Origin of the sequence: Oligoflexus sp. (assembly GCF_035712445.1) — a bacterium.
Classification (GTDB): Bacteria; Bdellovibrionota_B; Oligoflexia; order Oligoflexales; family Oligoflexaceae; genus Oligoflexus.
This window is the reverse complement of the sequence record NZ_DASTAT010000097.1, coordinates 16,651-33,483: the sequence shown is the minus strand read 5'-3', so window position 1 is coordinate 33,483 and position 16,833 is coordinate 16,651. Positions and strand designations below refer to the sequence as shown.

The 16,833-nt window shown below is 54.0% G+C and carries 13 protein-coding genes; 8 read left to right on the top strand and 5 right to left on the bottom strand.

Annotated features, from left to right (window positions below; translation table 11 throughout):
• The first annotated feature begins 163 nt into the window (after nucleotides 1-163).
• The 8 genes from VFO10_RS21110 (at nucleotide 164) to VFO10_RS21075 (ending at nucleotide 10,774) form a co-directional block, all read left to right on the top strand.
• A complete protein-coding gene (locus VFO10_RS21110; protein WP_325143924.1) occupies nucleotides 164-1,084 on the top strand; it encodes a YicC/YloC family endoribonuclease in 921 nt (306 codons plus the stop codon).
• Between the two features lie 35 nt (nucleotides 1,085-1,119).
• Complete coding sequence (gmk, locus tag VFO10_RS21105; RefSeq protein ID WP_325143922.1) at nucleotides 1,120-1,773, top strand: guanylate kinase; 654 nt, start codon at nucleotides 1,120-1,122, stop codon at nucleotides 1,771-1,773.
• Nucleotides 1,774-4,134, top strand: a complete 2,361-nt coding sequence (locus VFO10_RS21100) for a bifunctional (p)ppGpp synthetase/guanosine-3',5'-bis(diphosphate) 3'-pyrophosphohydrolase (RefSeq protein WP_325143920.1) — start codon at nucleotides 1,774-1,776, stop codon at nucleotides 4,132-4,134.
• A gap of 21 nt (nucleotides 4,135-4,155) precedes the next feature.
• Complete coding sequence (locus VFO10_RS21095) at nucleotides 4,156-4,563, top strand: hypothetical protein (protein ID WP_325143918.1); 408 nt, start codon at nucleotides 4,156-4,158, stop codon at nucleotides 4,561-4,563.
• 147 nt (nucleotides 4,564-4,710) lie between these two features.
• Nucleotides 4,711-5,769: an agmatine deiminase family protein gene (locus tag VFO10_RS21090; protein ID WP_325143916.1), complete on the top strand. Its 1,059-nt coding sequence runs from the start codon at nucleotides 4,711-4,713 to the stop codon at nucleotides 5,767-5,769.
• A gap of 4 nt (nucleotides 5,770-5,773) precedes the next feature.
• Nucleotides 5,774-6,655 carry an N-carbamoylputrescine amidase gene (gene aguB, locus VFO10_RS21085; RefSeq protein ID WP_325143914.1) on the top strand — a complete coding sequence of 294 codons (882 nt, stop codon included), beginning with the start codon at nucleotides 5,774-5,776 and terminating at the stop codon, nucleotides 6,653-6,655.
• A 214-nt stretch (nucleotides 6,656-6,869) separates the two neighbouring features.
• Nucleotides 6,870-8,924 carry a M12 family metallopeptidase gene (locus VFO10_RS21080; protein WP_325143912.1) on the top strand — a complete coding sequence of 685 codons (2,055 nt, stop codon included), beginning with the start codon at nucleotides 6,870-6,872 and terminating at the stop codon, nucleotides 8,922-8,924.
• A gap of 146 nt (nucleotides 8,925-9,070) precedes the next feature.
• Nucleotides 9,071-10,774: a phosphoethanolamine transferase gene (locus VFO10_RS21075; RefSeq protein WP_325143910.1), complete on the top strand. Its 1,704-nt coding sequence runs from the start codon at nucleotides 9,071-9,073 to the stop codon at nucleotides 10,772-10,774.
• 3 nt (nucleotides 10,775-10,777) lie between these two features.
• Here the strand turns inward: VFO10_RS21075 and galE are convergent, their stop codons facing one another.
• The 5 genes from galE to VFO10_RS21050 are packed head-to-tail and all read right to left on the bottom strand — an operon-like array spanning nucleotide 10,778 to nucleotide 16,819.
• On the bottom strand, nucleotides 10,778-11,770 hold the full coding sequence (galE, locus tag VFO10_RS21070; RefSeq protein WP_325143908.1) for a UDP-glucose 4-epimerase GalE: 993 nt from the start codon (nucleotides 11,768-11,770) through the stop codon (nucleotides 10,778-10,780).
• 19 nt (nucleotides 11,771-11,789) lie between these two features.
• Nucleotides 11,790-13,373, bottom strand: a complete 1,584-nt coding sequence (locus tag VFO10_RS21065; RefSeq protein ID WP_325143906.1) for a thioredoxin family protein — start codon at nucleotides 13,371-13,373, stop codon at nucleotides 11,790-11,792.
• Nucleotides 13,374-13,415: 42 nt separating this feature from the next.
• Nucleotides 13,416-14,258, bottom strand: coding sequence for a prephenate dehydratase (locus VFO10_RS21060; RefSeq protein WP_325143904.1), 843 nt, complete (start codon nucleotides 14,256-14,258; stop codon nucleotides 13,416-13,418).
• Nucleotides 14,259-14,264: 6 nt separating this feature from the next.
• Nucleotides 14,265-16,193, bottom strand: coding sequence for an NAD-dependent DNA ligase LigA (ligA, locus tag VFO10_RS21055; RefSeq protein ID WP_325143902.1), 1,929 nt, complete (start codon nucleotides 16,191-16,193; stop codon nucleotides 14,265-14,267).
• A gap of 2 nt (nucleotides 16,194-16,195) precedes the next feature.
• Nucleotides 16,196-16,819, bottom strand: a complete 624-nt coding sequence (locus VFO10_RS21050) for a methyltransferase domain-containing protein (protein WP_325143900.1) — start codon at nucleotides 16,817-16,819, stop codon at nucleotides 16,196-16,198.
• Nucleotides 16,820-16,833: the final 14 nt, after the last annotated feature.

Sequence of the window (16,833 nt, the reverse complement as noted above, 5' to 3'; positions counted from 1 at the left end):
TCATGGTACCTCAAAACGGCCCCATTCCACCAGCAGGAAAACAGCGTGTCCTTGGCCGAAAGATGGGTTGAACAAAGACTTCCAGGCGGGTATTTTCCAAAAGTTGATCGAATGAAAGAGTTTTTTTGCGATTCTCGCCCCAAGAATCACCCATGGAGTCATCGTGAGCCTGAAAAGCATGACAGCCTTTGGCAGTGGCGAGTCAACCAGTCCGACCACCACCTATCGCTGTGAGATTCGCACGCTCAATTCGCGTTTCTGCGACATCTCCATCAAAATGCCGCGCAGCCTAATTGCCTTGGAGCCGGCTTTGATCAATCGCGTCAAAGAAAAAATTCTGCGCGGCAAAGTCGATGTCTTCCTCGATCTGGTGCCGAACGACCGCAACGCCGGACTGCCTCAACTGAATGCCAAGGCGGTGTCCCATTACCTGGCCAGCAGCCAGGCTCTGGCTCAGGCCGCTGGAGTGAACCTGAAACCCTTAAGCACCTATGAACTTCTGCGACTCGACGGCGTTTTGGAAAATCAATTCGCTGTCAATAGCGAGGAGCAGGTGCGCGCTCACGAAGCCGGAATTTTTGCGGCCGTGGATAAGGCCCTCAGCAATGTTCTGGTGCAAAGGAAAAGCGAAGGCCAGGCTCTGGAGCCGGCCTTTTTGAAAATCATCGAGGGCATGCAGAGCGATCGCGAGGCAATCGTGGCCAAGCGGGAGCCCATACAGAAACATCTGTTCGACAACTATAAAAAACGTCTGGATCGTCTCCTGAGCTCCCTTGAGGACACAGGACAGAAAATCAGCAGCATGCTGCCTGAAGAGCGCGTGCTCGCGGAAGTCGCCCTTTTGGTCGATCGATCCGATATCGAAGAGGAACTGACCCGGCTCAACGCGCATGAAGTGGAATTCAAAAGACTGCTGAAAGGCGGCGAGGAAGTCGGTCGGCGCATGGATTTTCTATGCCAGGAAATGCATAGAGAAGTGAACACGATCTCGAATAAACTCACGCAGCTTGAGGTCGCCCAGCATTCGCTGAGCCTCAAACAGGCTGTCGAGCGTCTTCGGCAACAGGTCGCCAACATCGAATAAGTTACAGACAGCTTGTGCAGGAGTATTTTCGAATCATGACAGTATTTGTGGTGTCCGCCCCATCAGGTGCAGGGAAAACAACTCTCAACCGCCGGCTGCTGAAAGAATGCGCTCAGCTGGAGATGTCGATCAGTCACACGACCCGTTCCCCGCGCAAGGGCGAGAAGGAAGGCGACCACTATCATTTTGTCTCGCGGAATGACTTCGAAGCGATGATCCAGCGCAAGGCCTTCATCGAATGGGCCGAGGTGCACGGCAACCTTTACGGAACCAGCTTTGAAGAGCTGCAACGCATTGAAAAAGCGGGAAAAAACCCTCTTTTGGAAATCGACGTTCAGGGCTGGCAGAAGGCGCGGCACCTTTTGAGCAATGCGGTCAGTATTTTTATCCTGCCGCCCACTTTAAAGGACCTTTGGGAACGGCTCGAATCGCGGGGATCCGATAATCTTTCGCAGCGTTGGCTTCGCTTTCAAAACGCCATGGATGAAATAAAAAACGCTAAAGATTACGATGTGTTCCTTATCAATCGTGACCTCGAAACAGCCTTTGCCGAGTTGAAAACCCTCGTCCTGAGTGATAAACCGGAACATAGGGGACAGCAGGAAGGATTGCTTCTCTGTGAGAAACTCAATGAAGAGTTCAAAACTGCCGATTGGATAAAGGGACTTAAGAAGCAACTGGGCGGCTGAATGTCAGAAGCCCGGCAACCATCCAAAGGTCGCGAAATCAATGCGGTTCCGGGCCAGGTCGAGAGCATGACAACCGATCGAATTAAAAAAGAAATACCGAATCCGAACAGCACATTGCCGCTCAAGACCCCCACAACTCCCGAGGAAGAATATCAAGGTCTCCTTCGGAGTCTTGAAACCTATATGCCTCAGATCGACAAAAAACCGATCGAGCTGGCTTACGAATACGCTGCCAAATGTCATGCGCCTCAAAAAAGGGCATCGGGTGAGCCTTATATTACACACCCCCTGGCCGTCGCCAGCATCGTGGCCACCCTCAAGCTCGATACGCCCTCGATCGTGGCTGCCATCCTGCATGATACGGTCGAGGATACCAACGCCACCCTCGAGGAAATCGAACAGCTCTTCGGCACCGAGGTGCGTGACCTCGTCGATGGTCTGACCAAGATCAGCAAGATCAAGTTCCGTTCGAACGAGGAAAAGCTGGCGGAAAACTTCCGCAAGATGATCGTGGCGATGGCCAAGGATCTGCGCGTTATCCTGATCAAGCTCTGCGATCGCCTGCATAACATGCGGACCATGGATAATCTTGCGCTCGAAAAAAGAAAGCGGATCGCCCAGGAAACCCTGGACATCTATGCGCCGCTCGCCAACCGCCTTGGCATCTATGGCATCAAGAGCGAGCTGGAAGATCTGTGCCTGCGCACGCTGAAGTACGAAGTCTATCAGGAAATCCGTCGGAAGATTTCGTCCAAGAAATCCCAGCGCCAGGCGTATATCAATGAAGTGAAAGAAGTCCTTGAGAAGGAACTGAAGAAGTACGGCTTCACCGAGATTCAGGTCTATGGCCGTCCCAAGCATTTCTTCTCGATCTATAAAAAGATGATCGAACGTCATCTCGAATTCGAGGACATCCACGATCTCTTTGCCTTCCGCATCATCGTGCCGAGCATCAAGGACTGCTATGAGGCCCTGGGTGTCGTGCATGCGATGTGGAAACCGATGCCTGGGCGTTTTAAAGACTACATTGCGATGCCCAAGGCCAACCTTTACCAGTCGCTGCATACGACCGTAATCCGTTCCAACGGAGAGCCGGCCGAGATTCAGATCCGCACCAAGGAAATGCACGAGACCTGTGAATACGGTGTGGCCGCGCACTGGGCCTATAAGGACAAGGATAAGAGCGTTCACGCCAGTGACTCGCAGAAATTTTCGTGGCTGCGGCAGATCATGCAGTGGCAGACCGAGCTTCAGGATCCGGATGAATTCCTCGAAGCCCTTAAGGTCGACCTTTTCGATGAAGAGATCTTCGTCTTCACACCGAAAGGGGACGTACTGTCCCTGCCGCAGAACGCGACGGCTTTGGATTTTGCCTTTGCCGTTCACAGCGATATCGGAACGAAATGTATCGGCGTCAAGGTCAACGGCCAGATGTCGCCGATCAAAAAGCGCCTGAAATCAGGGGATATCGTCGAGGTTCTGACCTCGCCCCACCAAAGACCGAGCAAGGACTGGCTGGCGTTCATCGTCACGTCCAAGGCGCGGAACAAGATTCGATCCTTCCTTCGCAGCGAACAGCGCGAGAAGAGCCGTAAGCTCGGTCGCGACCTCCTGGTGCAGGAACTCGAAAAACGCCGCATGACGCTCGATGAACTCGAAAAGTCCGGCGATGCCGCGAAGCTTGTGAAGGTCGCGCGGGAAAGCAACCTGGAAGACGTTCTGATTGCGATCGGCTACGGACGCCTGAATCCCAAGGATATTCTGGCCAAGGCTCTGCCGGCGCCTGAACCCAAAGAGACGATCCAGGAGCAGATTCACCGTCAGGGACTCGATCAGCCGGCGAAACCCGACAAGCCGATTAAAACTTCGCATGGCAGCATTCTGGTTTCCGGTTATGATGATGTGCTGGTGAGTCTCGGCAAATGCTGTTCGCCGCTGCCGGGTGAACCCATCATTGGTTTCATCACGCGTGGTCGTGGCGTGACCATTCATCGCAGCACCTGTCCCCGCGCTTTGGATATGGATCCGGCCCGGAAGATTCAGGTGGAATGGTCGAAGGCTCAGGTGGATGCTGCGTATCATCGCTGTTCGATCAGCCTCAGAACCCAGGAAAAGCCGGGTGTGCTGGCGGAAGTGACGACCGTGCTCAGCAACAACGGGGTCAACGTTCACAAGGCCGAGGTCAAGGTTGAAAATGATTTGACGGGTATTCTTGAATTCGAACTCGGTGTAAAAAACCTGGCTCATCTGGAGACGGTGATTTCCCGTCTGGAAGCTTTGCCTTCGGTGCTTTCGGTTCAAAGAAAAAATATAGTCAAGAAAAGGGCTCTGCGTCGAGGCCGCTTTACTTCGATGCACTGACGTTTCATTTGAGGGTTTATCATGCGTAAACTATTGGGTTCGGCTCTGCTCCTTTCCGGCAGCTTTTTTTTCCTGACTGGTTTTGGTCAAAAACATTCCAGCGTGGAAGCGCAAAGCGCCGTGAAAGAAAAAGCGGTGGAGATGGAATTTAAAATCAAGCCCGACAAGGGCATGCAGATCAGCAAGGACGGCCCCTGGTCGCTCCAGCTCGTCAACACCACAGGCCTGAAGCTGGAAACCAAGGACGGCAAATTCGAAACGAAGACCTTCGATGAAAAGCTTCCAGGATTCAAGGTCAAGGCCGAGCTTGACGGCGCCGCCCCAACCGGCAAAGTCGACTATACGATGAAAGCCTTCGTCTGCTCGGACGACAAAAAACACTGCTACCCTCAGCTGCACAAAGGCAGTCTTGAGTGGAAAAAAATCTAAAAATCTCTTCCCTCTGGCCCTCTCGCTTGACCACGTCAACTTAGGGCCAGATTTCCATCCCTCTGCCTAATTGGACCTTGCAAGCCTGCCCAACTCGCACTATTAAACTACCTTCGCAAGCAGAGTCTTCCCGAGGAGTCCCAAACAATGTCCCAGGTTTTAAGCGGTCTGCCCCGTGATCTTGGTCTTTCCATGCCAGCAGAATGGGCGCCCCATAGCGCAACCTGGATGAGCTGGCCCTTTGATGAAGAAATGTGGTTCGACCACCTGACCCAGGTGCGTCAGGAATATAGTGCGCTCGTCAAAACCCTGGCCCGCTTTGAGCCCGTCCACCTCCTCGTGCGCGATGCCGAGGCCGAGTCGACGGCCAAAGCCGCCCTTGAGGGCGTGCGGAATATCACGTTGCATCGCATTCCTCTGAACGACGTTTGGATGCGTGATAACGGTCCCCTCTTCCTTTTGAAGGGAAAAAACAGCAGCGCTCAGGCTCCGGCCTCGAGCTTTGTGAACTGGGGCTTCAACGCCTGGGGCGGCAAATACGATTACGAACTCGATAATCAGGTGCCGCTGGCCCTGGCCGAGATCCTTAAATTGCCGCGTTTCGATGCGCCTTACATCATGGAAGGCGGTTCGCTCGAAATCAACGGTGAAGGCAGCTGCATCACGACCGAGCAGTGTCTTCTGACTCCGACCAGAAATCCCAAGCTGGGCAAGGCGGATCTTGAAAAACTCCTGTCGCAGTATCTCGGCCTTGATCAGGTGATCTGGCTGAAGGATGGACTCGAAGGTGATCACACCGATGGTCATGTCGATACCATCACGCGTTTTGCGGATGAGGCCACGGTGCTGACGTCTGTGACGACCGATCGCAGTGATGTGAACTATGGCCGCATGCAGGAGAACCTTGACATTCTTCGCAGCACGCGTCTGAAAAATGGCCGCGACATGCGCGTTGTCGAACTGCCCTTGCCGGATGAAAAATTATTCCTGGAAGACGGCACCCGTTTGCCGCCGACCTATGCGAATTTCTATATAGCCAACGGCGCTGTGCTGGTGCCCCAGTATGGTGACCGCAACGATGCCGCCGCCCTTGATGTCCTGCGCTCTGTCTTCCCTCGGCACGAGGTGATTGGGCTCGCATCACGGCACATCATCATGGGCGGTGGAAGCTTTCATTGTCTGACGCAGCAGCAGCCAAGAGGATAAACTCATGAGCCGAATGCAACTGGCCCTTGTCCAGATGTCCATGAGCCGGGATATGGCCGAGAATGTGGCCAAGGCCGAAAGCTATGTTCTGGAAGCCGTGAAGCAGGGAGCCCAGGTGGTTCTTCTGCCCGAACTTTTTGAAAACCATTACTTCTGTCAGCTGGAACGCGAGGAATACTTCGCCTGGGCCCATCCCGTGGAAGGTCATCCTTTCCTGGGTCAGATGCAAAAGCTGGCCGCAGCGCATAAACTTGTGCTGCCGGTGAGCTTTTTCGAGCGTGCGGGCCAGGCCCATTTCAATAGCCTTGCGATGATCAACGCGGATGGCTCTTTGATGGGCATTTATCGGAAGAGTCATATTCCCGATGGCCCAGGCTACGAGGAAAAATATTATTTCAACGTCGGTGACACAGGATTTAAAACCTGGAATACCCGCTATGGTTCGATCGGTGTCGGCATCTGCTGGGATCAGTGGTTTCCCGAGTGCGCTCGCGCGATGGCCCTGCAGGGAGCGGATCTCCTTCTGTATCCCACGGCCATTGGTTCGGAACCCGCGGACCAGGTGGAGACTCCGAACACACCTGATATGTGGCAGCGCGCGATGATTGGTCATGCCGTTCATAACTCTTGTTATGTGGCGGCCGCCAATCGCATCGGCACCGAATGTTTTGAAAACAGCCGCTGTGATTTCTACGGCCACAGTTTTATCTGTGATTACCGTGGGGATAAGCTGGTGGAAAAGAAAGCGGACTATTCGGGGCTTTTGACCGCAGAACTCGACCTGGCTGCGGCTCGGACCTTTCGAGCCGGCATGGGATTCTTCCGCGATCGCCGACCCGAACTCTATCGCAGTCTTCTGACTCTGGATGGCAAGGTGAAGTCCTAAGGCCTTCTTTGACCCGACGGGCGCCCGGTTACAAATGCGAACCGTTCGCGCCCAAACTCCTGAATTCTGTCTGCAATTCAGCCTCAATCTGCCATGATCCCTCGCATCAGGATCTCGGAATTTTTTTGCGCCTCCCACAATTCCGGTCAAGAGCAAAATGACTCACAAGGATAAGCTCCGCGTCATAAACATCGCATTTCATGGATGGATTTTCATGAATCATCTTCGCAACCTGGCTTTATTCCTGCTGCTCGTGGCCGCCTGTGAACGCCCCCACAATCATGCAGAACTCGATGCCTACGTGAGCCGCGAGGATGATCGTTGGCTTCAGGATATGATTCCTGTCTGCTTCGAACAGGCCCGGGGTTTTGAACGCGATCGTGCCATCATTCAAGAGGCTGTAAGCTCCGAATATGCGCGGGCTGGCATCCAATTTTCAGGCTGGAACCTATGTAACGCAAGCGACGCTGGCATCCGCATCAGCTTCGATGAAAATGCCGGGGTCAGTCAGACCATCAAGATTGGTCGTGAGAATTCGGGTTTGACGCAAAACCTTGTCATGGGTTTGAAAAGCCGCTGCGCTGGTGTTTTTTCCGGCAGCGTCTGCGCATCCAATATTGCCCTGCATGAGTTTGGTCATGCTCTGGGTCTTCATCATGAAATGAATCGTCGTGATAATAAAAGCTGCGGGCAGGATCAAACCTCCGGCGAAGGTGAGGATGCGCTGCAGCTCGGTACCTATGATACCCGTTCGGTTATGGATTACTGTTTTCTTTATGCGGCCAATGATCGCATGGAACGCCTGCGTTTAAGCGATCAGGATGTGGCGGCTCTCCGCGTCATGAAAAAGGGCCTCGTTGCCTCCCTCGATCAGACTGTGCCCATGACTCTTCAGGAGACCTGGACCGGCTTCGTGAAGGGCCCCGCTTTAACCGCCTACCGTTATGCACTCGGCCCCAAGGATGAACTCGCCTGTGACCAGTTGAGCGTTTACAGCTCAAGTCTTCCGCTGGATCAGGCGATCACCATTGATCCGCGTATGATCAGTACTGAACCTGACAAAGTCTGGAGTCTTTGTTTGCTCGGTGAAAACGCAAGTGATCGCCAGGATGTGAACGTTTACAGTGCGATTGATTTTAGGATCTTGAACTTCTTTCAGGCTTCGAATACCACGCCGCTGGCCTTGACCCAGAACCCTATTCTTTATCGGCAGGATCAACACCTGGTCCTGGAGATCACTGTGGGATCGGATCTGCCCCTCCGCTCGCTCTTTGCGAGTCTTGCTTATGCGGATTCCTCGATCTACCGGCGCATCAATAGCGAACCCTTTGCGAGCCGTGATCTGGGGGCTGGGCGTTATCAGCTGGTCTTTCCTGTGGATGCCTTTCCTGCCAACGGCGAAGTTTATGTAAGTAACCTGGATTTGACGGATATTCTCGGTCACAAGCTTTCGCTGTTCAGCGTAGGAGCCTGGACCGAGTTTTTTGGGCATCCGTGGCTGAGTCCTGCGTCCATGGTGAACTGGTCCTATGACAACGATGGCCGCGGTCCCGTGCTACTTCAGATGTCGGCACTGCCTGAGCTTATCGAAGCGGGCGGCAAACTCTCGTTTAACATGGTGATTGACGAGAATTCCCAGCTGCAGCGGATACGCCTGGTCATGCGGTCCGGGGCTCAGAGCCTGGAACCCATCCTTCAGTGGCAGAAGCTCGACGGTCAAAATTATCGGATTGATATGGAGATTCCGCATCTGACTGTCGATGGCGAGTATCGTTTGGATAGCCTGGGATTTGAAGACGCGATGGATAACCGCACTTATTACAGTCTGGATGGAAATTCGAACCTGCTTGCCGACACCCAGATACCAGCGCCTCGTTTCACCGTTTATCAGGGGCTCAAGCAGGAAAGCCAGGCGCCGCAATTGATGGGCCTTGCCTTCATCACCCCCCAGCAAAAGCGTAACGAGCGTGCCTTCGTCGATCTGGATATAAAGGATGAATCCAGTATCAAGCAGGTCCAGCTGAGTTTGCGTCATGCGACAGATCAGGGTTTCTATAAGACGATCTATGGCATCGACCTTGGGGAAGTGGCTGGGAAAAGGCGTGTGGAATTGAATCTGGATGCGCGCCATCCGTCAGGTCGTTTCCACATTTACGAAATTACGATCGTGGATCGTTTTGGTAATAGCATCCGCTATGAGATGGATTCGCAGAATCCAGGCTTGCTGACAGGCGGCCTGCCTGCCGGGAGCTTTGAGCTGTTGCCTTAGTATTTCCCCTACTACGCGCAATCCAGGCCAAGTGCGGACATGATACCTTAAAGAATTCTGAAAAGCGCAACTCCAGGACAGCGTTTTCCCGTAAAACTTTGTAAGACCTCAGAACCTATAAAGAGAATATTCTCCTGAGGTATAAAGTGAATACGGGTTCTTCAATTCCTTCAAGAAATAACAAGTACTCCTTCATACTCATCAGTCTTCTGGCAGCCTTGGCTATCCAGGCGATCCCTGTCCTATTCAAATCCTGGATGGATAATGTCTTCTCACTCGATTTCCATGGCTGGAGCATTCTCGCCAGCCTCACTCTTTTGCAGATGGCCGTGACGACCTTGCCGCGAAGAATTGGGGCTTTGTGCGGGGGCGCTGTGATTATCCTTGGCTTCCTTATGTCTTTGCCCAATGTGATGAATATCGGCATCTTCAAAAGCCCCATCTCGATCATTACTTTTGCAACGACCCTTCATTCCAACGTCAGTGAAACGACGGAATTTCTGAATACCTATGGCTATTCCCTGGCACTCACTTCAGGCCTTTACTTGATCCTTGGGCTTGTCGTGACATTGCTTTATTTCCGCACGGCGCGCCCTCAGACGTTAAAGCCCACGTTATTCCTTATGTCCCTCGCGCTGGTCGCGACTCTTCCTTCCCTTTTAAGATCAGGTGGCCAGCTCAAGCAGGTCGCCCTCGATTTTCATGAACTCGCGTACGTTGATCGCTTGGCTACAACTTTTACCCGGTACCAGGGGGTTATGCAGGCGCGTGAGAAGGCCCGGACCTTTTGGAAACAAAGGTCCGAAGCGCGCAATCCCTTGGAGCTTCGTCACACCAAACCCAAGCTGCCGTCCCTGGTCGTGGTCGTGATCGGCGAATCAACCACGCGCCGTCACATGGGAATTTATGGTTATCACCGTCCGACGACTCCATCCCTTGAATCCATGAAGGACCGACTCGTCGTCTTTACCCAAGGCACGGCACCAGTCGCCAGCACTTTGCCGGGAGTCATCGGAGCCTTTTGTTCCCGGGGCTTTGATCCCGCTTCGCTGCATTGCGAAGGGCCCACAATGATCGAGATTGCCCGGGCCGCGGGCTATAAGACGACCTGGATTTCCAACCAGGCTCCCAGCGGTTTTGGGGATAATTTCATAGTGGAACTGGGTCGCACCACGGACACCACTTATTTTGTGAATCAGGATGTATCGAGCGCGGGTGAAGCCGACAACAGCTCCAGCTTTGATGAAAAGGTTCTCGACCCTTTGCATCAGGTCATCGACGCCTCCCAAAAGACCGGCGAAAAACAGATGATCTTCGTGCACCTCATGGGCACGCACTTCATCTATGAAAAGCGTTATCCCAAGGCCGAGCGTCGCTTCACCGATACGGATGACATCCCGATTCCAAACGCCGCCCGTGACGCCAAAGCCCGCTCTATCATCAATCACTATGATAATGCCGTGGCCTATCAGGACAAGGTCCTGGGTTCCATCATGGATCGGCTGAACGCCGCGGCCCAGGACTCTCTCTTCGTCTATTTTTCGGATCATGGGGAAGAGGTCTATAACAGTGATAACTTCGCAGGTCACAGCGAAGACCGTGTGACACCAGCCATGCGCGAAGTCCCCTTCATCATCGGCTATTCGCAGGCTCATGCCGCGCAGGAGAGCGAGGAACTCCAATTCCTGAGACAGAAGGCTGCAAAGCCGTTCTCGACCTTTCAGCTGACGCCGACCGTGGCCGGACTTTTAGGGCTGGAAGGCAGCGCCTGGAATGCGAGGGATAATATCGTGGAAGGGATGCGGGCCAGCTCATCGTCTCGGAGCGGCCCACCTTACCTGCAAAAATAAACCTTAGGCAAAGCCTTTGGGATGTTTTCTGTGCCAGGCCAGGGCCGTGCTGATAATCGTCTCCAGATCCGAGTGACGACTTGTAAAGCCAAGCACCTGCTTGGCCTTGGTGTTATCCGCATAAAGCTCGGCTGGATCACCGGGACGGCGATCCGCGAACTTGTAAGGGATCTTCCGCCCAAGGACGCGTTCAACCGCCTGCACGATTTCAAGGTTGCTATAACCGCGGCCTGTCCCCAGATTCACCACATCAAAAGCCCCAGGTTTCAAACTCAGAATATGCTGGGCAGCCTTGATATGCGCATCCGCAAGGTCCGACACGTGAATATAGTCACGCACGCAGGTACCGTCACGAGTCGGGAAATCGTTGCCGAAGATGGAAAGTTCCTTGCCGGAAAGCGCCGAGGAAATCACATTGGGAATCAAATGCGTTTCAGGCTGATGATCCTCACCAATCTCACCGCTCGGATCCGCACCGCAGGCATTGAAGTAACGCAGCGCCATGGCACGCAGGCCATAGGCCCGGCAGGCATCTTCTATCAACCATTCTGCGACGAGTTTCGAGCGGCCATAAGGCGAGATGGGAAGCTTGGGATCATGCTCCACCATCGGCACCTTGTTCGGTGTTCCAAAGATCGCGCAGGTCGAGGAAAAGACCAGCCCTGCCGTGGATTTTTCCGCACGCATGGCATTCAAAAGACAGCGTACGCCTTCCCCATTGTTTTCATAGTAAAGGTCGGGCTCCTGAACGGATTCACCGACAAGGGCAAAGGCCGCGAAGTGGAAGATGCCATCGAAGTGATCTTCCCGCAGCGTCGCCCGCAGAGTTTCCTTGTCCAAAAGATCCGCCTGGATCAGCTTCACTTCACGGGGGACCGATGCGCGATGGCCGCGACTCAGGTTATCGTACACCACACAGCTATGACCCTGACGCAGGGCCTCCCATACAAAATGAGAACCGATATATCCTGCTCCACCTATCACGAGAAATCGCATGGCCACCCCTTCGGTTTTGTTAATCCTTTAATTCAGCAAAATGCTTCTCGCAGTTTTTCTGGCTTTCCTTCTCAAGTCCACTGCATTTCTTTTCATAGGTCGAAAATAATGCCGTGAAAGCCGGATCCTTGTGCCAATCCTTCAAGGAATCACTCACTTTCTTCGCGCGCGCCCAATTGCGTCCTGAAAAACCATCATCCAAGGTTGTGGCCGTTTCATAGTATTCCTTCGTAAGGTTCAACATGTAGGCCTTTTGGTCAGCATTCTTGATCTTGGCATTCAGGATGATGTCATTGGTAATCCATTGAATCCTGCTCGCACGTCCCACTACGGACTCGCGAGCCTTGGCAGCCCAGGTTTGTGCGGCTTTTTCGTTTTTCAATTCCTGCTCCAATGAAGCCAGACTGCTGTAATAGTACCAGGGCGTGTCGGTCTTTGCGGCTTCGGTTTCCAGAAGCTTCCGCGCGCCATCAAAGTCCCCAACCTGCCGCAGCATATACGCTGCCGACGAAATCACAGCATGACGTTCAAAAGCTGTCTCGGCATTCTTATCAGCCTCGGCGGCAGCAGCCTGAACATCCGCCTTGAGTTTGGCGGGAACAGCGGCATCCGGTGCTTCGAGCTTTTGAAATTCAATTGCCGGATTCCATGCGGCAAGTCTTGTGTCCACGGAGTTATTCGGGTTGGCCGCGATTTCAGCCGCCGCTTTCAGCCAGCGCTTTTTCAGATCGTCATAGGGCTTGCCTTTCGGCTTGCCCAGGAGAAATTCCACAGTGGGCTTGGCGCTGTAATTCACAAAGGAACGAGCGGCCTGAATCGTGTCCTTGTTCGCAAAAATCGCATCCAGATAGCGCTTCGATTCGATTTTAATATCAGCAAGGCTATTGGCCGATTCCTTGTCATCCTTTTGCATGTTGGCGAGATTCAAAAGATTGGCGGCGAAAATAGCCTTTTCCTTGGGCATGTTCGCCGGAACTTTATCGGCCGCGCGTTTGGCTGCATTCAAAAGCCGGTCGCCTGTATAACGGCCTTCCGGCAATTGATCCCAGCTGGTGTATGCAAGGATTTTCCAGTCGTCGGCTTTGGTTTCACGGTTTTCCAGTCGTTTGAAGGCTTCCGCGAAGTTTTGGTTCTCTTTCAGGACCGGCTGAACCGCCGCATGGAACTCGTCTTCATTCAGACTGGTGCTCAGGCGATACAGTTCCCGCCCATCTGGCGTTAAAACCAGAACCGTGGGATAACCGGACGCCGACAGGCGTTCGCCCCAAACCTGAGCCTGGTCGGTGTCACCATCCAAATAAACCGGGACAAAGTTCTTCATCAGTTCCGCAAATCGAGGCTTGGAAAAGACCTCGGACTTCAATTCATTGCAGGGCGGGCACCAGACCGCGCCCCAGTATACAAACAGCAGTTTGTTGTCGGCCTTGGCCTGAGCGAAAGCCTGCTCCGGAGTACCTTGAAACCAAACTTCCGGTTGGGGCTGACCTTGCAAAACGTGTTCCTTTTTATCCTTCACGACAGCCTCGGGTGCTTGTGTCGTCGCACAGGCGTTAAAAAGCAGCCCAAGAGGCAAAAAAATAGGCGCAAACTGAGTCAGTCTCATGCAGGACTCCTTGGGGGGTCGATGGAAAATAAGCTCTTTAAATTAGCGCTGCGATGCATAGCTGCCAAGTACTTTCAGCGTCCGCGTCATGGATGCCAGAGTCTTGAGCGCCAGATCCCAGGCCGGATGTTCAGGTCCAGCCGCCACTTCCAGAAAATAATAATAGGTCCAGGCCGCATCCTTGGTCGGGCGCGCTTCGCAGTGCACCAGCTCGATGCCGAGGCTCTGCAGAATTCCGCAGAGGGGGCCGATGCGCGCAAAGCCTTCGCCAGAATAAAGGAGGATAAGGCTGAACGTACGTCCCTCCTTGCGGGATTTCTTCTCGACCTTTTTACTCAGCTTTTGAATGTGCAAAAAGCGGGTGTAGTTTTCTCCGCGATCCGCGATGTCGCGCGCCATCACCTTCAGCCCATAAAGCTTCGCGGCCTGAAGACTCGCGATCGCCGCGGTCCTGGCCGGCGCATGCTGCCCCAGATGCTCAGCGGCCCCGGCCGTATCAAAGAACGTCTGAGCCGTAAGCCCACGCTCGCGCATATACTGGGCGCACTGAGCCAGGGCCTGCGGATGGGAAATCACCGTCGTGACATCCGCGGGCTTTGTGCTCTTCGGAATCAAAAGGCAGTGCTGCACGCGCAGGATCACTTCGCCTGCAATCTGCACGGGAAATCGTGCCAGATGATCGAAGTTTTCATGGATGGTCCCGGCCAGGGAATTCTCCACGGGTAAAAGGGCATCTGTGATGCGGCCTTTGGTGAGTTCGGTAAAAACAGTTTCAAACGCAGGCAAGGGTTTAAATCGGAGGGCTGCCTTTTTTCCAAAATACTGCAATATGGCCAGTTCACTGTAAGCACCGGGCAAACCCTGAAATCCGACGATCCTTGCCATGGTCTTCTATTGTCCTTCCATCATGGCCATGAGCTGGTCTTCACTCCAAATAGGAATCCCAAGCTCCTTGGCTTTTTTCATCTTGGATGAACCCGTGTCCGTATCATTGGTCACGAGCGCAAAGGTATTCTTCGAAACGCTGGAGCCGGTCTTGCCACCCGCCTCGCGTATCGCTTTTTCAATTTCATCACGCGGCCGCGACAAGGACCCGGTGATGACGAACTGCTTGCCAGCCAAGGGTCCGCTGCCCGGGGCATGTTTCCTTTTCGGGGCCTGGGGCTGAACGCCGACTTTCAGAAGACGCTGAATCACAGGCTTTTTCACCTTCAAACCGTGAACGATCTGTTCGGCGGATTTTTCAGCGAAGCCTTCGATCTCGGTCAGCTCCGCCTCGGTCATGCCCAGGATCGCATCCAAAGTCGGGTAATGTTCGAGGAGTTTTTCCCAGGTGCGCATGCCGGCCCCTTCGATCCCGAGTCCATTGAGGAACTTCGCGAGCGGCAGCTGGCAGCTGGCCTGGATATTGTTATAAAGTTTCGCGGCCATCTTTTCCTTGGTCGCGGGCAGCTGCAGAAAATCCTTTTCCTTCAGCCGGTAAAGATCGGCCACATGCTCGACGAGCCCGCATTGAATGAGTTGCTCCAAACGCTTCTCGCTCAGATCATCAATCTCGGCCGCGCGGATCCAGTTCAAAATAAAACCGGATCTTTGCGCCGGGCAATCATCCTGATTCACGCATTTCAGGCGAACGCCATCGAACTCGACCTTGCCGAGGCACGAGGGGCATTTCTCAGGCCATTTATAATTTCCGCTTTTCGCCTGGACGACCTGCAGGAATTTGGGGATCACTTCACCCGAGCGCACGATTTCAATCTGATCGCCTTTTTTCAGGTTATAGGCCTTCACATGCTCGGCGTTATGGAGCGTGATATTGGTGATCCTGGCTCCGCTCAGGTTCACAGGATCAATCACAGCCACCGGCGTGATGATGCCGAGCCGCGATGTGGCCCAGACGATTTCATCAATCACAGCGATCGCCGTCTGGCCTTGCCATTTGAACGAGAGCTTGTAACGAGGGTGATGCCCCGTGCTGCCGAGCTGCTGATGAAGGGCGAGGCGATTATAAGAAAAGACCGCACCATCATAGGCGATTTCGCCTTCTTCCATCCAGCGCTTCACTTCGCTCAAATAAGCGGAAATATCCTCGGCGCTTTGCAGAAGTTTATGCGAGGGCACGCGGAAACCACGCTGATCAAGCCAATCAAACTTTTCCATCTCCGTGGGAATTTTTTCCAGGCCTGGACCCAGGGCTTCAAAGGCGAAGAAATTAAAGAAGCGGCAAAGATCCACGTGCTGCTTGCGGCCCAGGAGTCCGGCCACGATATTGCGCGGATTGTTGGGACGCTCCAGTCCACGATCGAGCATCTCCTGCACAAGGCCCGCGAATTGATGGGTCGTGCAGTAGACTTCACCACGCACGTCAAGGTCCACCGGCTGATCCAGTTTTTTCAGACAGTCAGGAATCCACCGCACCTTGTCCGTCACGTCCTCGCCCACCCGTCCATCGCCCCTTGTCTTGGCCATCACCAAAACCCCCTGACGATAGATCAAACTGAGGCTATTGCCATCGACTTTCGGAGTGCCGACGATGGCCTCTTTCCCCATCCAGGAGGCAAGGTCTTCCTCCTTGTAGGTTTTATTGAGCGAGAGCATCGGAATATCATGCGTCTGCCGTTTGGCGCCGCTGCTGCTCGGGGCGCTGCCGACATACTGCAGGGCCGGATGTTCGGGATCCAGCGTCCGCAGCTCATGCTCAAGCTTATCGTAAACAGCGTCGGAAACTTCCGGTTTCCCCGCATAATAAAGCCTTTTGTGATGCATAATCGCAGCGGCGAGTTCCGCCACGCGATCGGATTTCTGTGCGGATCGGGACATGTTCAGAGACTCCTCTTGCGCCAGATGCAAAGCCATTCCTCCAGAACATTTTGAGGGTTGGGTGGCGGTGGACAGCTGCTCGCATGGACCAGATCGAATTGGGCCGCGAACAACTCCCGGGCCGCGTCCTCATTCACGGAAAAAGGCGGGCCATCCGGCGAACGCGTCTGGCGGAAAAGGATGGCCATCACCAGACCGTTGGGTTTCAGTTTTTCGCTTATTTTTTGAACATAAGCCTGGCGATGCTGGGGCTGTAGAGCGCAGAGCATGGCCCTGTCAAAAACAGCATCGTAGAGAGGTCCCGGAGCCGTCGCAGCAAAGACGTCGGCGACGGCGAGCTGCAGCTGGGGCACCTTGCCATAAAGTGCGCGGGCCCCTTCGATGGCTTCCGGGACCGCATCCACAGCATCCACGGAATAGCCATGCCCGGCCAACCAGGCTTCATTATGGGCGCGACCACAGCCTGCTGAAAAAATTCGGGCACCCGGCGGAAGTCGGCCCTCACGCGTTGCATGCTCCAGAAGGCGTCCCATTTCACCGTGAGCCTGCCCTTGATCCCAGCCGGTTCGTCCGACCAACCAGCGTTCTCTCCAGGGTTCAATCTTTTCCACCGGGCTTTGCGTCATAACTTCCTCGCGAG

What these genes read in the sequence shown, in the direction of transcription:
- gmk (WP_325143922.1), top strand. Translation starts at nt 1,120, where the DNA reads ATGACAGTATTTGTGGTGTCCGCCCCATCAGGTGCAGGGAAAACAACT.
- VFO10_RS21100 (WP_325143920.1), top strand. Translation starts at nt 1,774, where the DNA reads ATGTCAGAAGCCCGGCAACCATCCAAAGGTCGCGAAATCAATGCGGTT.
- VFO10_RS21095 (WP_325143918.1), top strand. Translation starts at nt 4,156, where the DNA reads ATGCGTAAACTATTGGGTTCGGCTCTGCTCCTTTCCGGCAGCTTTTTT.
- VFO10_RS21090 (WP_325143916.1), top strand. Translation starts at nt 4,711, where the DNA reads ATGTCCCAGGTTTTAAGCGGTCTGCCCCGTGATCTTGGTCTTTCCATG.
- aguB (WP_325143914.1), top strand. Translation starts at nt 5,774, where the DNA reads ATGAGCCGAATGCAACTGGCCCTTGTCCAGATGTCCATGAGCCGGGAT.
- VFO10_RS21080 (WP_325143912.1), top strand. Translation starts at nt 6,870, where the DNA reads ATGAATCATCTTCGCAACCTGGCTTTATTCCTGCTGCTCGTGGCCGCC.
- galE (WP_325143908.1), bottom strand. Translation starts at nt 11,770, where the DNA reads ATGCGATTTCTCGTGATAGGTGGAGCAGGATATATCGGTTCTCATTTT.
- VFO10_RS21065 (WP_325143906.1), bottom strand. Translation starts at nt 13,373, where the DNA reads ATGAGACTGACTCAGTTTGCGCCTATTTTTTTGCCTCTTGGGCTGCTT.
- VFO10_RS21060 (WP_325143904.1), bottom strand. Translation starts at nt 14,258, where the DNA reads ATGGCAAGGATCGTCGGATTTCAGGGTTTGCCCGGTGCTTACAGTGAA.
- ligA (WP_325143902.1), bottom strand. Translation starts at nt 16,193, where the DNA reads ATGTCCCGATCCGCACAGAAATCCGATCGCGTGGCGGAACTCGCCGCT.
- VFO10_RS21050 (WP_325143900.1), bottom strand. Translation starts at nt 16,819, where the DNA reads ATGACGCAAAGCCCGGTGGAAAAGATTGAACCCTGGAGAGAACGCTGG.